We start from the raw sequence: 20261 nt of genomic DNA on the forward strand, positions 1-20261 counted from the left end.
ATAGAAGAAGCCGATACAAACCAAACCGCGACAGTCACCTTTACAGATAGCAATAACGACACAGTTGTAGTTACTGGCGTATCAATTAACGCAGCGGGTGAATGGGTTATTGATGCAGTAGACATAACAAGGCTTGCCGATGGTGAAATTACAGCAAGCGTTAGCGCATTAGACGTTGAGGGCAATTTAGCCACAAACGCAACCACCTTCACTAAAGACACCAAAGCTACTGTAACAGTCGATATAAACGATACAGACGATGACGTAATAAATGGCAATAGTGAAAACGAAAGTGTTGAAATTACAGGTACCACAACCGGTGTTGAAGATAACCAAAAAGTAACGGTTGTAGTAAAAGATGCAGCCGGTAACGAGCTCAGCTTTGAAGCCACCGTTACTAATAATGCTTACACAATCACAGGTGCAGACGTATCAGCGCTTGACGACGGCACCTTAACCGCCACAGCCACAGTAAGTGATGTAGCCGGTAACACAGCCACGAATACAGACACAGCCACACACGATAAAACAGCAACTACTACCATACAAATGGCAGTGGGCGATGACGTAGTTAATAGCGATGAGCAAAGTAATGTAGTCGTAAGCGGTGTGATTGATGAAGCTGATGCTAACCAAACAGCCACCGTAATATTTACCGATGTGAACGGAGATAAAGTCACAGTTGAAAACGTCGCTATTGACGCAGATGGAAAATGGCAAGTTAATACAGCAAACATAACAACGCTTGCCGATGGTGAAATTACAGCAAGTGTTAGCGCATTAGACGTTGAGGGCAATTTAGCCACTAACTCAACCACCTTCACCAAAGACGCCACTATTAATATTGATATTGATACTGGTGAAAATGGCATTAACAGTAGAGCATTTAAAGCTGGTGAAGTAACCACGCTGAGCGGTACAACCGATGCTGAAAATAACTCTACCGTAACGCTTACTATTTCTGATGGCACCAACAGTGAAGTAGTAACTGCCACTGTTACAGATGGTGCTTGGAGCGTTAATGGTATTAATGTGTCTGCGCTCGATGGCTCACAGCAGTGGACTATTGTTGCCTCTGTTACAGATTCTGCAGGTAATACTGCAGAAGACAGCACACCAATACTTGATGCGCTTGATAGCCAAACACTTAATGAAAGCAATACAGGTAATGGCGGAACAAGCTCAGCGACTAGTTCAATAGAAATAGATAACGCTGACCTTACATTAAGTGAAAATCAATCAGGTCTTGAGGGTTTAACAGTAAATGATGAAGCTGTAACTGTTACATTAGCAACTGATGGCTTATCGTTACAGGTTAAAGATTTACAAGGTAACCTAGTGTTAAGTGTGGCGCTTGCAGGTGGTGAGCTTACTACCACGCTACATGCACCTATTGATCACATTGATCACGAAAGTGAAAGTTTACTAACTGATATTTTTGTAGACGCACTACAAACAGATGCCGATGGCACAACCGAATTAGTAGTTGTACCAACAGCCGTTACTATTACCGATTCAGCCCCACAAAGTAGTGACGACAGCTTTACAGTAACAGAAGCCGACACTGATGCGGGTAGAGTATCAACAGGTAACTTAGTTACTAACGATAGTGTTGTAGAGGGTGCGCCAACAGTTACCAGCGTAAAATTTGGTAGCACTAACTATGATGTAACTACAAGTACACCTGCAACGATAGAAACCGATGAAGGCACATTAACGGTTAACAGCGATGGCACATGGAGCTTTAATGCTATTGATAACCAATATTCTGATCCAGAACCACAGTTTACTATTGAATACACAATAGCAGATCGTGACGGTGTAGGCCGCTCTACAAGCACAGCTACATTTACTGTACAAGATGGCAGCGCAGCAAGTTTTATAAATCAAGCAGCTACTTATACTGAAAGCGATTATGGCGTTACCACAACAAATAACAAACCCTTTGCTGTTGTGGCAGGCTCTGATGCATTAGTCGCCGGTTCAATCACCTTTGATGACACTATCACAAACTTAAACGCACTTAATTTAACAAGTGCTGGTGAAGCTATTACCTTTGCTTTAAGTAGCGACGGTAAAACAATTACAGGCTCTGCTAATAGCAGCGAAGTGATTAGCTTTAGCGTAAGCGCAACCCAAAATGGCAAAGATTTAAACGCTAATGTACAAACAACAATTAGCTTACCGCTTGATAACCCTAATGGAGAAGATATTGATTTTGCGCTTTCTCTTAACGGAGAGGATAGTGATAGTACAGCAATCAGCGGTGCGGGTAACGTTACCATAACCATTGAAGATGGCGGCGCGCCAGAAGTTGCAGATACTACACCTACAGCAACACGAGTCAATATTGATGAAAGTGGCTTAGACCCTGCTAATAACACCACAGTATCTCAACAAGGTACCGTGAGTACAACGCTGGGCAGTGATTCGTTAAAATCACTTACTTTCTCTACCGACTCGCAACCAAATTTAACTGCCGGTGGCGTAGCACTTGTATACACCTTAAGTGACGACGGACGTACAATAACCGCCAACACAGGTGACGGCACAGAGACTATCTTTATTGCAACGTTACCTGTAATTGATGGTACAGCAAGCCAAAACTTAACTTACGATTTTACATTATATCGCCCATTTGATAACGATACAGGCGAAGAAGGCGGAACAGGCGTACCACTACAAGTAGAAGTGCAAGACACTGATGGCGATAGCGATACAGCAACGTTAAATATTACCGTTAATGATGGTGGCGCTGAGCATACTCAAAATGATATTGATTTAACTGTTTCTGAAATACCTAACAGCGTGGCAGACAATGACGAAGATGGAGATGGCCAAGCAAGTACTGATACTGATACCTCATTTACAGTAACCGCTGGTCTTGATGATGTAGTGGACATGCAAGTTGGTATAGCAAATGGAGCTGCAGTTTTAGATAGTGGCGGCAATCAGTTAACGCAAACCACGCTTGATAAAGATGGTAATAAAGTAACCACTAACATAGTTTGGTTGATAGGCAGTGACGGTACGGCGCAAGGTGTGTTAGAAGGCACTTCAACAGAGGTCTTTAAAATTACGCTACCAGATGTAAATGTAGCAGCACAAACGTCTGCAACCTACTCAATTTCATTTGAAATTACCGGTGCAATAGATCATATCTATAGTACAGATACAGATCCAGATACAGATACACCTCAAATCGAGATCCCAGTATATACAAAAGATACCGATGGCTCACAGGTTACAAGTAACGTTACAGTGACATTAAACGACGGTACAGACCCTGCAATAGCTGATTCTGCTGCAAGTGTTGATGAGGCTAACCTCAGAGATAATGACTCAATAACAACAACGGGGCAAATTACAGTCACGCAAGGCTCTGATGAAGTTATTGAGATTAAGCTTGCAGATGACTTTATAACCACCTTTAAAGACAAAGGTTACCGTACTGCGGATGGAAATAATGCAATTACCATAATTGATAAAAACGCTGATGGCTGGTATATCGCTACAGCGAACGGCGAAGATGTTTTACGCGTTAAATTTAATCCTGACGGCTCTTATACCTACGAGCAATTTACAGCAATAGAACACCCTGATGCTGACGGAACAAATACGCAAGATATCAGCTTTGCTGTAACTGCGGTTGATGCTGATGGCGATACTAATAACGCAGCAGTAACTATTACAGTAACTGATGATACACCAACAGTAGATACCACACCTGTCGCTGTTAACCTTGTTGAGGGCGGCGGTAAAACACTCGAACTGCTTGATATTGATAGCAGTAACTTTGTTGGTAACACCAATAATCCAGGTGCAGATGGTGCTAAATTAGCTTCATTTATTTATGGTGGTACAACGTACACTGCGTTTGACTCAGGCTCTGATTCAACCGGTAACTATAAAGAAGTTGCCTTTAAAGGTGAGGGTAACGGTGATACGTCTGGCACATTAAGAGTATACGAAAGCGGTAAAGTAGTAATTAAAACTGACGAGTTTGCTCAAAGCGCTGACGAGAATTTTACAGACTCAATTAGCTATACCGTTATCGACAACGATGGTGATACCGCAACAGGAAGTATTGATTTAACAATAAGTGATTACAAAGGTGAGTTAACCGTTACTGCAACGGACATTAACGAAGATGCCATTGACGGTAGCGGTAACGCTAACAATGCACGTAGTGAAGTAACCATTACCATTGACAGAGGTGATATTACTGACCAAAACGAGGAGGTTAGTGAAATAAGAATTGAGGTGGCGTCTTTACAAGGCGGAGAGCTTTACCTTAATGGTAACTTAGCTACAGACAGTGCCGATGTTACAATTGTGAATGGCTATTATGTATTTACAGGCACAGCATTAACTACTAAAGCTGATGAAACAGTGACAGTTGCTAATTTAACTTTTCAACCGGCAGAAAACAGCTCCGATTTTTCTAATACGGTTGAATTTAAAGTTGAAACCACAATAACTATTAAAGATGGTGAAGCACCGCGAGAGTTAAGCGATTCGACTACCATTTCAGTTGAATCAGTAGCCGATGCCCCAGAGTGGGATGCTGGTAATACTTATAAATACACCCTAGATGAAGACTCACCTGAAAACCTCACTATTAGTGCAGCATTAACTGATACTGATGGCTCTGAAGAGCTAACTTATGTAATTTCAGATTTAGATGAAAACTTAGTACTTAAAATAGGCGGCAGAACAATAACCGAAGGTGCAACACTCACACAAAGCGAACTTAACAACTTAACGGTTAGTAATAAATTACATTCAACTGGCAAATATACGTTTGATATTCAAGCAACAAGTACAGAAAAAGACAATAACAGCACAGCAACGGCTGATAAACAAACGGTTACAGTAACGATTGATCCAGTAGCCGACGCGCCAAAACTAGCTGTGCGCGTTGATACAATTAACGAAGATTCAAACCCTCAACTGAGTGATTTAATAAACGGGCAGCTCGTTGATACAGATGGCTCTGAGCGCCTCAAATACGAAATAGAAATACCAACTTTTATAGATGCTAATGGTAAAGAGCAAGTTGTTATATTATTAGATGGTGATGATAATGAAGTAACGCCAGTTGATGGTGTTTACACTATTTTTGACACTGACTTAGCAAATTATACGCTTAAGTTACCTGAGCATTTAGCGCAAGAAGAAATTGCACTTAAGGTAAATGCAATTAGTGAAGAAGTTGTAGATGGTAATGTTGATAGTAGTGCAGAAACCGGCGTAAAAGAATTTACCTTTAAAGTAGTGGGTGTTGCAGATTCACCTGTATTAACAAGCAATAATAACTGGGCATACGACGACACAGGGCTTACTTTAACAAATACCACCGGTGTAGAAGATGAATTACTCACGCTCGACTTTTTATTCGAAAGTGAAGACACCGATGGCTCAGAAACCGTTAGTTTAGTAATTTCAGAATTACCCGATGGTGTAACGCTTGTAAATGCAACAACGGGAGAGCCTGCTAATTTACCTGTTGTAGGTATTGGCGCTAATGGCAATCCTAAGTACAGCTTGTTAGCCAGCGAGGCTGGTAATTATGCATTAAAACCAAGTGCTGATTTTAGCGGTAACGTTGACTTTAATATTACAGTGGTGACTACTGAGCCCGATACCGGTGAATTTAATACTAAAGATACTGAAATTAAGGCAAGTGTTACATTTACGCCGGTTATTGACTCCACCAACTTAAATACAAATGTTGTTGGCAATGAAGACAGCCAAATCTCACTTAAATTAAATCCTGAACTCTCAGATATTGATGGCTCTGAAAGTATTACAAAAGCGATTATTAATAGTATTCCAGATGGTACAACGCTTTATATAAACGGCATTGAAACAGCTGTTGGTAGTGGGCTAGATGTTACTGAGTACTTAAATACAGATAGTGTTACGCTCAAACCTGATGAAGATTACTCAGGCGAGCTTAGCGTTGATATAACTTACACGGTACAAGATACTTCTGCTGCTGTATCAAGTGATATAAATGCAAATATTGCGGTAACCGTTAATGGCAAAGTAGATGTAGCCTCAAGCATTGAGGCTGACGGCGCTGTTACTCGTATCGAAACCACAAATGAAACCATTACTAATGAAGGAAGTGGTAATGAGCGTCAAATTAATTTAACTGGCGTTGCATCATTCTTTGAAGAGGATATAGATGGCTCTGAGCATATAACATACATCGAAATTATCTTGCCAGAAAACTCCTCATTAAAAGTTATTTACATGCAAGATGGTAAAAATATAGCTTCGCCAGATGGGACTGGCCGCTGGGTTATTCCTATAGACGCTGGTACAAGTGACGCCGCTAAAGACGCCATAAACGATTTACTTAATAACGTAATTATTGAAGCTAATTCATCTACTGGTTCTGACGTTGATGTGACAGTTAATGCACGTGTTAAAGACGGTGACGACAGCGCTCTTGTTAGTGGTAACTTTAAAGTACGGTTTAATATTGATGGCGAAGGTGAAACGACTACTGCATCGCCAGTTAATACGTTACAAATAGAAAATGTTACGGCTGATGAAGGCGGTAGCGTTACTTTTGAGGCAAGTGACTTTAATTTAGGGGAAGATTTATCTCAAGATGTTGATGACAACTATAACGATGTAATTACTATTTATGTTGAGCAGAGCAGCTTGCCAGAAGGCTTCACTATTGAGGGCGATGGTATAATAGCAGTAGAAACAGACACGGGTATAGAGTACATAATTCCTGAAAGCTCGCTAAGTACAATGGTTATTAACAGTAACGACAGTGACTACTCTGGCTTATTAGAGATTCCAGTAAAAATAGTTGCCGTAGACCCAAGTGGCGACCGCGAAATAGATATAAACCAATCATTAAGTGTGGATATAAACCCTGTTGTTGATGGTGGCACCCTAACCGCTGCAACGCAGACAATTAGTGAAGACAATACAAATACATCACTTGGTATTACGTTTACCTCAACAGACGAAAGTACAAGTTCGCAAGATGGCGGTGTTGAAGAAATTGACTTTACTCAGGCAATAACAATTGAGTTACCAGATGGAGGTACATTATATGACCCTTCGGGTAATTTTGAGTTACAAACTGACGGCAGTTATTTATACAAAGGTGATGGCAGTACATTTGACGCTGATTTAGCCGGTGTTGGGATTAACCCACCTGAAAATGCTAAAGGTGACTTTGATATTGATATTAGCGCAACAATAGTAGATAGAGCCACGCTTTCGACAGGTGAAGTAAAAGCTAGCTCTACTATTAACCAAACAATTACAGTAAACGTAACACCTGTAACAGACGGTGTAACGCTTACTGCTAATAGCGTTACTGGCAATGAAGACAGCGAAATTAAACTTACGGGATTAGCGGCTACTTCGCTAGATGACTCCGAAACTACCTATTTTACAATTAGCGGTGTACCAAAAGGTGCCACCCTAATTGATGCGGTAACAGGTGAAGAGCTACAAATAATTAATAATGGTGATGACGGTTCAGAAAATGGCACAACGAGCTGGACTATTCCACGAAGCTTACTTGAAGGAAATGCCGATAACATTGTATTACTACCTCCTCTGGATTTTAGTGGAGACATAACACTAAGCTTAAATGCGATTAGCCAAGATGGTACACAGGGCGAGTTATTACAGCAATCACAAAACTTTATTGTGAGTGTTAACCCTGTAGCCGACACGCTTGATTTTAGTCAAAAACCTGAAGGTAACTATTCAGGTGACGAAGATAGCAACGTAACTATTGATCTTGCTGCCTTTAGCACTGAGGCTGATGGTACTGAGCAAGTGCAACTTAAAGTTATTATTAATGGTGATACTTCTGACTCATCGGCATTAGCTGGGCTAGAAAATGGCTATATAGAGCTTGCAGATGGTACTAAAGTTAACTTTGAACAAGAGGGTAATAACTATATTGCAACCGTAATAAGCGAAGAAGGCAGTGGTATAGAAAACTTTGACTTTAATGCCGGTGGCCTTGCGTTTGGCACATTTAATATGAGCGTTGAGGTAGCAACAGTTGATAGCGCAGTTATTAATGGTGAAACTGTTACTGTAACGGGCACACCTGAAACGTCAGACTTTATTGTTGAGTTAGAACCACAAGCAGATGCGCCGTTATGGACAGCCGCTGAGGATGTTACAAGTAATTCAACTAACAATATTGCACTTAACCTTGATGTTGATTTACAAAACCCAGCAACCGGTGAAACAGGTTATGTTGAAATTACCGGATTTAATGATTATGAATTTAACTCTGGTGAGAAAGTTGGAAAAGTCTGGACTGTTGATATCAATGATATTGAGTCACTTGTGATTAAAAATGCCGATGCTGGCGATAGTTTTGACTTAACGTTAACTGCATTTTCAACACTTAACGGTGAAACAAAAGAAGCTTTGCCTGAGGAAATCAACGTGACTATTTCTGAGTCGGCTACAACTAGCTCAGCGCGTACCGCAAGTGCGAGCGGCGACAGCGCGCCTGATTATGGTGATATGTCTGGTAGTGGTAATACAGCACATGATGAGACGATTGCAAGTATGACCAGCGGCGATCAAAACGTATGAAGCTAATCCTTAACCGGGAACAAATGCTGGCACTCGGTAAGCATATTGCTGATGCCCTGCATTTGCGCCATCAAAGCGATAACTTGTTACTTGGTTTGCCAAGTAATGAGTTTTCGGCTCATCATTTAGAGCAAGCATTAAGTAATATTAATGTGAGTGCGCAGCAGCAAACTACGCCAAAGCATTATGCTTACCCTGCTTTGGTGCTTGATAAAGAAGGCTACTTTTGGTTTTTTGAAAACGAGGGTAAAAGTACGTTTAGCTCACTTGATGAAGCAAAACCTAAACAATTAAGTGATATTGATAAAGAGCTTATTTGGTATTTGTCGCACGATAATGTAACAGATGAGCGCTCAGAAAAACTTCATACACGTATTCCTAGTTGGCTAAAGCCAGCATGGGATCAAGTTAAACCATTTTATAACTCGTTGTTACTCGCCTCGCTAACCGTTAATTTATTAGCTTTAGTGGTGCCGTTGTTTACCATGAACGTATACGACCGCGTTGTGCCTAATGCTGCACTTGATACGCTATGGGTACTTGCAACCGGTGCAACAATAGCTATTGTGTTTGACTGGTTATTAAAGCAAGCACGTGGAAATTTAACCGATGCGGCTGGCAGGCAAATAGATTTACGTATTAGTAGTATGCTATACGCTAAAGTACTAGGTATGCGCCTTGAGCAGCGCCCAGCCTCTGCAGGTGCTTATGCAAAACAAGTGCAAGACTTTGATAGCGTGCGAGAGTTTATAACCTCAGCAACCCTTGTATCGGTAATCGATTTGCCTTTTACATTGCTGTTTTTAGCACTTATTTTTTGGTTAGGTGGCTTAATTGTTTTAATACCGATTGTAGTACTTACTTTGGTTGTTATTACAAGCGCAGTATTACAAGCAAGACTGAGTGAAAGTGTTGAGCAGGCATCTAAGTTATCGACCCAGCGCCAAGCGTATTTAATCGAAAACCTAAACCAGCTTGTAGAGCTTAAACAAATGAACGGTCAAGCAAGTGCGCAGCAAAAGCTTGAACAAACACTCGCACAAATGGTTGATTGGCAAAATAAATCACGCCACAGCGCAACAACGCTTACACACACCGTAGGAAGCCTTAGCCAATTTACCAGTATTGCGCTTATTGTGTTTGGTGTTTATTTAATTAGTAACGGCGACATAAGTATGGGCGCACTGATTGCTATTGTTATGCTGAGTGGGCGCGCATCGGGTTCTATTTCGGCTTTAGCTGGGCTTGTTTTAAAATATAAACAAACACAAACAGCCATTGAGTCGGTTAAAAATATAATGGCGCTTGAGCAAGAACAAAATAGTGGCGAAAACACGATTAATGCGCCTGTAAATGGCAATATTACAGCCCGCCATTTGAGCTTTCAATACCATGAGCAAGAACTTGAGGCAGTGCACAGTATTAACTTTGAAATTAAGCAGGGCGAAAAAATAGGTTTATATGGCCGTGCAGGCTCTGGTAAGTCTACCTTGCTTGCAATTATTGCTGGGCAGTACAGAGCTACATCGGGTCAGCTTTTAATTGACGACATAGATATAAGACACTGGTCGTTAAGTGCGCTGCGTAAACAAAGTGGCTGGGTAGCGCAAAGCCCCAGCTTGTTTTATGGCACAGTGCTTGAAAACATTACTCTAGGCGCACAAAGTATAACCCCAACAAACTTAACCAATGCGTTAGTTAAATCTGGCGTAAGCCGATTTATTGACCGTTTAGAATCGGGGCTTGAAACTCAAGTAGGCGAGTTTGGTCGGCTTTTATCGGGCGGACAACGTCAAGCTGTATGTATTGCCCGCGCTTTGTTAAAAGACGATAACGCATTACTTATTTTAGATGAGCCTTCGTCGGCAATGGACGACGGGCACGAAAAGCTCCTTATTAAAACCCTTCAAGAGCGCACTGAAACGGTTGTTATTTCGAGTCACCGTAAAGATATGCTGTCTATATGCGACAGAATATTTGTGCTCGACCATGGTCGCTTAAAAAGTATAGAAACCCCAAGCTCATTATTTAGTAATAAAGTGCATGGTGGTGTAAAGCTAGTAAGTAAAAAAGTGACAAGGGTGAATAAAACAGAGACTGGGAGTTCATCTAACTAATGGCTGATTTATATATGGGGCAGCTACAAGCTGCTAAACAAGCTAAGAGATTGGTTATTATAGTTTTTGTATTGCTTTTTACTGTGGTTTTATGGGCTAAATTTGCTAAGCTAGAGGAAGTTGTTGTAGGCCAAGGTGCTGTTATACCAGTACAGCGTGTTCAAACTATAGAAAATCTTGATGGTGGCATTTTAAAAGAAGTATTAGTCAAAGAAGGTCAGCTTGTTGAGGTGGGGGATCCGCTGTTATTAATTGATGAGACTCGTTTTGCAGCTGCTTATGCAGAATCAAACCAAGAACTTACGTCGTTATTAGCAAGGCGTAATCGTTTGGTGGCAGAGCTTAAAAGTGTTGTTTTAAATGATAAAAGTAGTTTTGGTGCCGATATAGATCGTTTAGAAATACCTCGAAAAGATATAACCGTAGATGTATACAAACAAGCATACAATACGTATACCTCAAGACTTACTCAGTTAGAATCTCAGCTTCAGCAACGCACTCAAAACTTAATGCAGCAAGAGCAAGCAAGTGTTGAGCAACGTGCAAATATATCGGCACTTAAACAAAACTTAAAACTTATCGCCAGAGAAGTGCTGCTAACACAAGGGGCGGTAGATGCCGGAGCCGTTGCTGAAATGGAATTAGTTAAGCTACAGCGTGATGAAATTGCTATGAGAGGCGAACTAAACCAAGCGAATGCGTTGTTACAGCAATTAAAAGCGGCAAAAAGCCAAGTTAAAGAAGAGCGTAAAGCAATTGTTTTTGATTATTTGGCAGATTCACAAAATCAATTAGATGAAGTAAGTAACGAGCTGGCTAAAATTCAACAAAGTAGCAAGTCGCTAGAAGATAGGCTTATTAAAGCACAAGTAAGATCGCCGGTGCGCGGAACTGTAAAAAATATTGTGTCGCGCTCTATTGGCAGTGTTATAGACCCCGGTGAGGTAATGATGGAAATTGTTCCTCAGAATGATTTGCTCTTAATTGATACCAAAATTCAACCAAAAGATATTGGCTTTATTAGAGTGGGTATGAAAGCAAAAGTTAAATTTACTGCTTACGACTTTGTAATATATGGAGGGCTTGAAGGTGAGGTCACTTATATAGGTGCTGATGCTCAGTATCTTGAAGATGGAACTGCTTACTACCAAGCTTATATTAAAACAACAATAAGCCAAATAGCAGAGCAACCTATCATTCCAGGAATGCAAACACAGGTAGATGTGATTACTGGAAAAAAAACTGTTTTAGATTATTGGCTTAAACCTTTGCTTAGAGCAAAAGCCAATGCAATGCGTGAACCATAATAGGAAGATTAAATGCGTACATTAGGACTACTCTCTGTTTTAGCCTTAACCCCAGGATTATCGCATGCGTTAACGCTTGAACAATCCGTAGCTGAGACGTTAAATACTAATCCGAGATTAATGCAAAAATATGCGAGCTTTGAAGCTAAATATCGTGATAAACGCAGTGCGTTTAGTGAATATTTACCACAAGTTCGTTTATATGCAGCATACGGATATGAAAATGTTAATTATAAATCAGGCCAAGAACTTGATAGTGAATTAAATCGTAGAGAAATTGGTTTAAAAATAACACAAATGTTGTTTGACGGTTTCAGAACCTCATCTGAGGTTGCACGATTAGATAATGAAGCAAAAGCTGATCAATTAGGTCTTATATCGGCTGCTGAAAATATTAGCCTTGAAGTTGTGCAGGTATATTTAGATTTACTTAAATCGGTTGAGTTGGTGCACTTGTCTGAGCAAAATATCGAAATACACAGAAAAATATTAAATGATATTGAACAACGTCGTAAACGTGGTTTATCAAGTGATGCCGATGTAGCTCAGGTGCAATCTCGACTTGCTACGTCGCAATCAAGCCATTTAGCTGCGCAAAATAACTTGCAAGACATTAAAGCAAATTATTATGATTTAGTAGGGCAATATCCTGAAGATTTAATGATTCCAAAAGCGGATGAAACATACTTACCTGCAACTCTTGAAGACGCTGTTAGTATTGCTAAAAAATCACATCCAGAAATAGCCGCTGCTATTTTTGATATTGAAGCCGCTAATAGTCAAATCGAAAGAGAAAAAAGTGATTATTGGCCAAAAGTAAGCTTAGAATTTGATGTGGCTGATAATAACAATATTACAGGTGCACCTGGTCGCGATGAAAACGGGCGAGTAATGCTTACTATGAGCTACGATTTGTATAGCGGTGGACGTACTAATGCACAAACTGATGCGGCAAAATGGCGTTACCAAGAAGCGGTAGCGGTTAAAGATACTACGCACCGCCAAGTTGAAGAAGCAACTAATTTTGCATGGAATGCAAATATGTTTTTAGCGAAACAAAAAGGCTTTTATCAAGAAAATGTTGGCTTTGCAGAGGTTGCCCAAAGAGGTTATGAGCGTCAGTTTGATTTAGGACGACGTTCACTTTTAGACGTGCTTGATTCTCAAATTGAGCTTTTTACTGCTCGTCGTAATTATATTGAATCGGATTATGATCAGCGTGAAGCGAGCTTTAGATTAATAAACGCTACTGGGCGATTAGTTAAAGCTTTGAGAGTTGATAAGCCTGATGCATGGCTATTAGGAGATAGATAAGTATGAAAAGTATTATGTTTTTAAGTGCTGCGTTACTGCTATCTGGCTGTGCGAGTGATGTGAAAAAGTATGAGCATCAAATTCAATCAAACGATTTATTTGATCAAGACCGCGACGGTGTTATTAACGCCAGAGATAAATGCGCAGATACGCCAATTGAAGTGATTACTAATAATGATGGTTGCCCAAGCGAAAAAGAGGTTGCAACCTTTCGAAATATTGTAATTGAGTTTGGTTACGATAAATCTACGTTAACAGATGCTGCTAAGCTAAAGATATCTAACTTTGCAAAAAGTGTGGTGGATTTACCTAATATCACTATTTTATTAATTGGTGATACGAGCACTGAGGGGTCATTACAATACAATCGTAAGCTTGCTTTAAAGCGAGTGGAGAGTGTTAAAACGGCTTTGTTAGCGCATAACGTTAAAAATATTGAGATAAAAGAACAGACGTTTATTAATTCAAAAAATATTCCAAAGTCGCTCGCGGGAAGAAAAACACGTGTTATTGCTTTAGTTAGCGGTGAAACCTCTGTTGAGCTAGAAAGGCAATTTGATGTATATAACACAGGAAATTAAACGCGATACTAAATAAAATTTTATATTTATAAGCCCTTTTTAAGGGCTTTTTTTATAAGCGCTTATTTATTATGGATTTTAAGTTTACATTAATTTTGTTATGTCATTATATGTGAAATGCTTAGCCTTATGGGCAATACAAATTAAATTAAAGCATTACTCATTTCAACGGGTTAAAACTTCATTAGCTGCAATAAATATTAATATAAGTAATTGTATATTGAATATTTAACGTTGTTATTGAGCTTTTAACCGCCGCTATAATTAACCATTTACTTGATGATACAAAAGGATGTTTTAATGGTGATTCAAAAAAAGCTTAAACAAAAAACACGTCAGTTTATAGATTCTAAACACATGCTTACGGGAATTACAGTGGCGTCGTTTTTAGAGTCCACAATAGTGCCTATTCCGCTTGAAGCGGTGCTAGTGCCGTTAATGCAGGCACGTCGTGAAAAGCTATGGCTTATAGCATTAATGGCGACCTTGGGCTGTGTAGTGGGTGCATTGTTTGGTTACGCGCTTGGTTATTACTTATTTGATGCAGTTGGTGATTGGATTATTAATACACTTTCGAGCCCTGAGCAATTTGAGAGCGTTAAACAAAAAATGCAAGATCAGGGTTTTTGGTTTGTTATAACGCTGGGCATTGTGCCTATTCCGTTTCAAATAGCGATGCTTGCAGCGGGGGCGACTAAATATTCAATATGGTTATTTTTACTTGCTAGCGCAATTGCGCGCTCTATTCGCTATTTTGGTCTGGCTATTATTGTTTATTATGCAGGTAATGAAGCTGAGCGTGTCATTAGTAAGCATAAAACAAAGGCGATGGTTGGCTTAACAGTTTTAATATTAGGCGCATGGGGAATAAGTACCCTTATTTAATATAAATGTGTTTAGCTTTTCTGTGCACCGCACTTTTGCATGTTGGACAGAAAAATTTGAAATGTTAGCTTATTATGGCTGTAGATTAGATGATGACTCCCGATACGCTTAGCTTAAAGCTAAGCCGCTTTATGCATATTACTTGGTTAAACAAGCTGTTAATGCTTGGCCTACTTTCTTATATTGTTATTTTTTGTATTTACTGTTTAGTTAATTATCCGCTTCAAGATTTACATAAAAATACTTATGGTTTGGCGACTGAGTTTATTAACTTGGTCATTATTGTGACTGTTTTTTGGGTTGTACAATGCTCACAATTAGCAAAAAAAGCGTATATATTTGTAAGCTTAGGTTTAATTTTATGGATTATGGGTATAACAGCACAGCTCCTTGGGGATGTAGTTATACTGCCTTATTGGATAAGCCTTTATTTAGATAGTTTTTGCAGAACCATAGGAATAACTATTACGGCTTATGGCTTATTTAAAACCATATCGTTTATGCAAAAAATGCATAACCGCTTAGCGCAAGAATTTATAATAGACGATTTAACTCAAGTTTATAACAGGCGCTGCTTTTACAAAGAAGTTAAGAATGCGACTGCGGTACTGTACACAATTATAATTATTGATATAGACCATTTTAAATTAATTAATGATGACTTTGGTCATGATATGGGCGATAAAATTCTTAAAGAGTTTGCACAAAAAATTAATGCTTTATTTGAAAATGAGAATATTTTTGCACGCATTGGCGGTGAGGAGTTTGCGGGTTATTTTCCATCAAGTAACACTGATGAAATAGTTCAGTTTTCTGAAGATATTTTGAATGTTGCACGCACTATTAATATTAAAGATGAACGTTTTGTATCTGTGAGTATTGGCATTGCTAAAAACACTCAATGTGAGCCCTTTGATAGCGTTATAAAACGTGCTGATCAGGCATTATACAAGGCTAAAAATAGCGGGCGTGATCGCTTTGAAATAGCTCAGTAACGCATTTTAACCAAGTGTAAACTTCGTCCTTATTGTTTGCACATTTACTACACTTTTTAACGTTTTCGTAAAGAAGTGTCAGTGCAGGTAATGCTTTGTAAATCATGAAATTAAAATAGAACATTTGGGTCATAATGGGGATATTAATAATAAGGAATAACCTTAATGACCAACTCCCTTTTAAAAGCTGCATTACCACTAAGTTTAATTACTATTTTATCGGGCTGTGGCTCTGATGATAGCTCTAGCTCAACAGGCTACATTCAAATGTATAATGGCTCGTATAACAGCCCTTACACACGTTTGTTTGTTGAAGAAACTGAGCGTTCAGGCGCTGATTTTGCTGATGTAACAACTCGCCATAATTACAGCACAAGTACTTATGATGTAAGTTTTGAGTACTTAGATGCAAACGACAGCTACATAACAATTAGCGATCAAGAAATATCGATTAAAGGCGATAAAACGCAGTTAATCGTAATGAGTGGCGACTTTGCTGAACCTACATTTACAGAGCTTAGTGTTCCTATTTCAAGCGATACAGGTGAGTTTAATTTAGGCTTTTTTAATATTACGGGTGAAGACACCAGCTACGATATTTACATGGCTACCGACGACGGTGTTTTTGAAAGCGCGACGTTATTTGCTTCTGCACAATATTTAAATGAGCTTGATTTACAAGGTGTTGATGAAGGTTATTACACTATTTATATTACACCAGCAGGTAGTAGCGATGTGGTGTATGAGTCGGCATCTGTTTATTTATATGACGAAGCAAGTTATGTGGCAATTATTCGCCCAAGCTACGCAACAGAAGATGACGGTATTACACTCGATGTAGTAACCGACAATAACTATGTAACTGAGCTTAAGCATCAATCTGCATTAGGGCAGTTACGCTTTATTAATACGGTTGATGATTACTCGCCTGTAAGTTTTTCGACTACACGCGGTACAACTGTAAATACAACAAATACGGTAACAAGCGACTCATACACAGATTATGTTGAGCTTTCGCCTAATAGTTACAGTGTGGCTATGTATGATGAGGCAGGCACTAAGCTTGCTGATAACTTTTTAATGACACTTGAGCGTGAACAAAGTGCGGTTGGTATTTTTTATAACGACGCTGATAACGGTTTACGTATGATGAGCGTTGAAGAAAACCTAACACCAAGTAGTTATAGCCATACTGTATCGGTTGTAAACCTTATTGAAAGCTATGCTGGGCAGCCGGTTTCAGACATTGATGTGTACTTTACACTTAATGGCGAAACAGTAGACGATACAACTAACGTGGTTGACGGGCTTGATAAATACGATCAAGAAGAGCAGGTTGTAGATAACGAAATTTACACTGTTTATGCTGTATTTGAAGATAATGGTCAGCAAATTGTGCTTATTCAAGAAGGCGATATGGACTTTACTCAAGAGGGTAACTACATATTAATTTTAGAGCATGATGAAACAACGAGTTCTGGTTATAAAATGACGTTAAATCGGACTATTACCGACAGCGTTGACTAAATTTAAATAAATTAAGTAACTCAAAGCCTAAGCGTGTTAAATGCTTAGGCTTTTTTATAAACAAAATATACATATACAGATAAACATAGGTACACTAAGCAGGTAAAAAATAACAATAGAGTGTGCCATGGATGATTTAATTGGTTTAGCAATAATATTTATATTGGTTGTTTTAGCGGGCGCTATTTGCGGTTTAATTGCGCTTATAAAACTAAGTAATTTAAAGCATGAGGTTGTACTTTTAAAAACAAAAGTGCACAACTTGCAACCCAATACTGCTGGGCAAAACACTACAGCAGTGCAAAAAAACACGGCAGTGCAAAACAATGCTCAGTCAGCAAATTTGCATACCTCCCAGGTTTCAATGCAATCAGTTAATTCATCAAACATCCAAAAGGGTGATGAGTTACTAACTGAGCAAACTATTAAACCAACTATTAGTTCTAATTCTGAACACGTTACTCAAACAGTTCACCCAGCAAGTGCTAAACCCCAATCAGGTCATACAACAAAAGCTAAACCGGTAAAGCCATCTTCTATTGAGTTGTTATTTAATAAACTACGAGCAGGGTTTGAAGAAAACTGGATGACCTGGATAGGCGCAATAGCGCTTGCGTTTGGGGGCATATTTTTAGCTAAATACAGCCTAGAAGCTGGATTACTATCGCCTGTAATGAGGCTGAGTTTAGGCGGCTTATTTGGGCTGGGCTTAATTGCAGCTGCGGCTTATTTGCATTATAAACGTATTGTATTTGAAGGCTTTAATAACTACATACCTGCGGCGCTTGCCAGTGGCGGGTTTATTACCTGTTTTGCTTTAACGCTTTTAGCATACAGTAATTACAATATGCTTAGCCCAACAGTGGCATTTTTTGCACTTGCCGTTATTGCTATTAGTGCGAGCGCTATGGCACTTAGACTTGGTCCGTTATTAGCGGTATTAGGTATTATTGGTGCTTATAGCGTACCAATATGGGTTAATACAGGCAGCGGTAACTTGTTTGCGTTATTTATGTATGTTGGTTTTGTAAGTTTATCGGCTGCGTTAGTTGCGCGTAAAGTACAACGAATTTGGCTTTGGTATTTATTATGGGCAGGGCACATTGGTTGGTATTTAGTGGGCTTTTCATTATTTAAAAATGACACTATTTGGCTTATGGGTGCGTTTGCATTACTAAGTGTTATAGGCTTAATTGCGATACCTCGCTTGGGCTTAAAATTAGATGTTATTGAACATCGACCACACAGTTTAAAACGCCTAATAAAAGTGTTTCCTGATCATTTATTACTTGTTGCTTTAATAGCACCGCTTGTATTTGCGATGGCTATTGATTCTTTTGATATGCAATGGCAGGTAATTAGCTTAATAAGCATTGTTGTTATTTTATTTTTAGTACTTAAAAATAGCCGCTGGGATTTATGGCAAGGTGTAGCGCTAGTGACTGCTACGGTATTAGTGCTCAGTGCAGAGCAGACCCGATTTACCCCTGAGTTATTTGATGACGCTTTATTTATATTTAAAAACGAATATGGCTTAGGGATATTACTAGGGCTTGCGCTTACGGCTTATGGGCTTTACTACGGTAAAAAGCAATCTAAACGTTTGGCTTTTCATATTACCGCTGCATTTAGCTTATTTGTAATGATAGGTACTTTATACGCAATAATTCCAAATTCGGCGTTAAGCACCGCATACCCATTTTGGGCCGTAATTTTGTTTTTAGTCAGCGCCGCTTTAATTAAATTAGCGCAGCAAGGCACTACACTTTGGCAGCGTTTTACGTATTGGGTTGGTGCTAATGCTAACATTACGCTTGCCATAACTATGCTATTAAACGACAGTGGTTTAACTATAGCGCTTGCCGTTCAAGTGTTGCTTATAAGCGTACTGGTTAAGCGCCATAATGTACCTATGCCGCACTGGCCTATAAAAGCGCTAGTAGCTGTATTATTACTGCGGTTGACTGCTGCACCATGGCTAGACAATTACGATGCACTAACTATATTGGGCTTGCATTGGAGTATTGTGGTGTATCCGTTATGTACTGCGTTATTTTTTGTAGCGGCCAAGTGTTTTAACGAATCTAAAATGAAGGTATGGCTAGAGGGCGCTGCGCTGCACTGTTTAGCACTTTTTATTACCACCGAAACAAGTTATCAGCTAGTCGGGCATTATCCGCAATTTGACTCCCTTAGCTTTTACGAGCAAGTATTACTTACCTGTAACTGGCTTGCGCTTGGGTGTGTGTATTTACACAGAGCACGCATTGCAGGTAGTTTAACTAAGTTGTATCAAACAGCGGGCTTTATACTTGTAGGATTAGCGGGGCTTTTTGCACTAAAAACACTGTTAGATAATAATCCGCTATTTGAATCTATTTATGTTGGTGAGTTGCCATTATTTAACTGGTTATTGTTATTGTGGTTAGTGCCTGGTGGATTAACGCTTTGGCTTTCAACATTTATAAAGCCTATTAACGCTAAAGCGACGCCGTTTATATTGGCTATTGCTGGCGCATTTGTTTTGTTAGCAATAAACAGTTTTATTCGCCAATACTGGCAAGGACCTTATATTTATTTATCAAAAGGGGTAAGCGATGCAGAACTTTATAGCTACTCTGTTATTTGGTTAGTATTAGGTGCGGGTACGGTTATTTTTGGTCATCTTAAAAATCAGCTATTAATACAAAAATTAGGCTTAGGTATATTGGCTGCCGTTATTGTAAAAGTATTTTTAATTGATATGGCTAACTTGGAGGGCTTACTTAAAGCGCTTTCGTTTATTGGTTTAGGGCTCTCGTTGGTTGGGTTAAGCTGGTTATTCCAAAAGCTTAGAAGCCGAGTTAGTTAAGTAAACAGAACTCAGGTTAAGAAAGTTAACTAAAGCAAAGCCCAGTATTAATACTGGGCTTTTTGTTTTGTGCCGGTAAA

Annotated in this window: 9 protein-coding genes; all 9 read left to right on the forward strand. The window is 39.3% G+C overall.

What is annotated here, in order from left to right:
* Positions 1 to 8604, forward strand: an 8604-nt coding sequence (locus GQR56_RS13045) for a hypothetical protein (RefSeq protein WP_166112192.1), incomplete at its 5' end; no start/stop codon positions are given.
* Positions 8601 to 10721 (forward strand): ATP-binding cassette domain-containing protein, encoded by a 2121-nt coding sequence (locus tag GQR56_RS13050; RefSeq protein WP_166112195.1) that lies wholly within the window; start codon positions 8601 to 8603, stop codon positions 10719 to 10721. The genes GQR56_RS13045 and GQR56_RS13050, both read left to right, overlap by 4 nt.
* A complete protein-coding gene (locus tag GQR56_RS13055; RefSeq protein ID WP_166112198.1) occupies positions 10721 to 12028 on the forward strand; it encodes an HlyD family type I secretion periplasmic adaptor subunit in 1308 nt (435 codons plus the stop codon). Before GQR56_RS13050 ends, GQR56_RS13055 begins: the two co-directional genes overlap by 1 nt.
* Before the next feature lie 12 nt (positions 12029 to 12040).
* Positions 12041 to 13342 carry a TolC family outer membrane protein gene (locus GQR56_RS13060; RefSeq protein WP_024593709.1) on the forward strand — a complete coding sequence of 434 codons (1302 nt, stop codon included), beginning with the start codon at positions 12041 to 12043 and terminating at the stop codon, positions 13340 to 13342.
* Between the two features lie 2 nt (positions 13343 to 13344).
* On the forward strand, positions 13345 to 13923 hold the full coding sequence (locus GQR56_RS13065; RefSeq protein ID WP_024593708.1) for an OmpA family protein: 579 nt from the start codon (positions 13345 to 13347) through the stop codon (positions 13921 to 13923).
* Positions 13924 to 14223: 300 nt separating this feature from the next.
* On the forward strand, positions 14224 to 14808 hold the full coding sequence (locus GQR56_RS13070) for a VTT domain-containing protein (protein WP_024612996.1): 585 nt from the start codon (positions 14224 to 14226) through the stop codon (positions 14806 to 14808).
* A gap of 92 nt (positions 14809 to 14900) precedes the next feature.
* The gene (locus GQR56_RS13075; protein WP_024593706.1) at positions 14901 to 15803 is read left to right on the forward strand and encodes a GGDEF domain-containing protein; all 903 of its coding nucleotides are present in this window, start codon (positions 14901 to 14903) and stop codon (positions 15801 to 15803) included.
* Positions 15804 to 15968: 165 nt separating this feature from the next.
* Positions 15969 to 17330 carry a hypothetical protein gene (locus GQR56_RS13080; protein WP_166112201.1) on the forward strand — a complete coding sequence of 454 codons (1362 nt, stop codon included), beginning with the start codon at positions 15969 to 15971 and terminating at the stop codon, positions 17328 to 17330.
* Between the two features lie 127 nt (positions 17331 to 17457).
* Positions 17458 to 20181 (forward strand): DUF2339 domain-containing protein, encoded by a 2724-nt coding sequence (locus tag GQR56_RS13085; protein ID WP_166112204.1) that lies wholly within the window; start codon positions 17458 to 17460, stop codon positions 20179 to 20181.
* Positions 20182 to 20261 lie beyond the last annotated feature (80 nt).

This window comes from Pseudoalteromonas sp. Z9A5 (assembly GCF_011378875.1).
Taxonomy (GTDB): domain Bacteria; phylum Pseudomonadota; class Gammaproteobacteria; order Enterobacterales; family Alteromonadaceae; genus Pseudoalteromonas.

What these genes read in the sequence shown, in the direction of transcription:
- GQR56_RS13070 (WP_024612996.1), top strand. Translation starts at nt 14,224, where the DNA reads ATGGTGATTCAAAAAAAGCTTAAACAAAAAACACGTCAGTTTATAGAT.
- GQR56_RS13080 (WP_166112201.1), top strand. Translation starts at nt 15,969, where the DNA reads ATGACCAACTCCCTTTTAAAAGCTGCATTACCACTAAGTTTAATTACT.
- GQR56_RS13050 (WP_166112195.1), top strand. Translation starts at nt 8,601, where the DNA reads ATGAAGCTAATCCTTAACCGGGAACAAATGCTGGCACTCGGTAAGCAT.
- GQR56_RS13055 (WP_166112198.1), top strand. Translation starts at nt 10,721, where the DNA reads ATGGCTGATTTATATATGGGGCAGCTACAAGCTGCTAAACAAGCTAAG.
- GQR56_RS13085 (WP_166112204.1), top strand. Translation starts at nt 17,458, where the DNA reads ATGGATGATTTAATTGGTTTAGCAATAATATTTATATTGGTTGTTTTA.
- GQR56_RS13060 (WP_024593709.1), top strand. Translation starts at nt 12,041, where the DNA reads ATGCGTACATTAGGACTACTCTCTGTTTTAGCCTTAACCCCAGGATTA.
- GQR56_RS13075 (WP_024593706.1), top strand. Translation starts at nt 14,901, where the DNA reads ATGACTCCCGATACGCTTAGCTTAAAGCTAAGCCGCTTTATGCATATT.
- GQR56_RS13065 (WP_024593708.1), top strand. Translation starts at nt 13,345, where the DNA reads ATGAAAAGTATTATGTTTTTAAGTGCTGCGTTACTGCTATCTGGCTGT.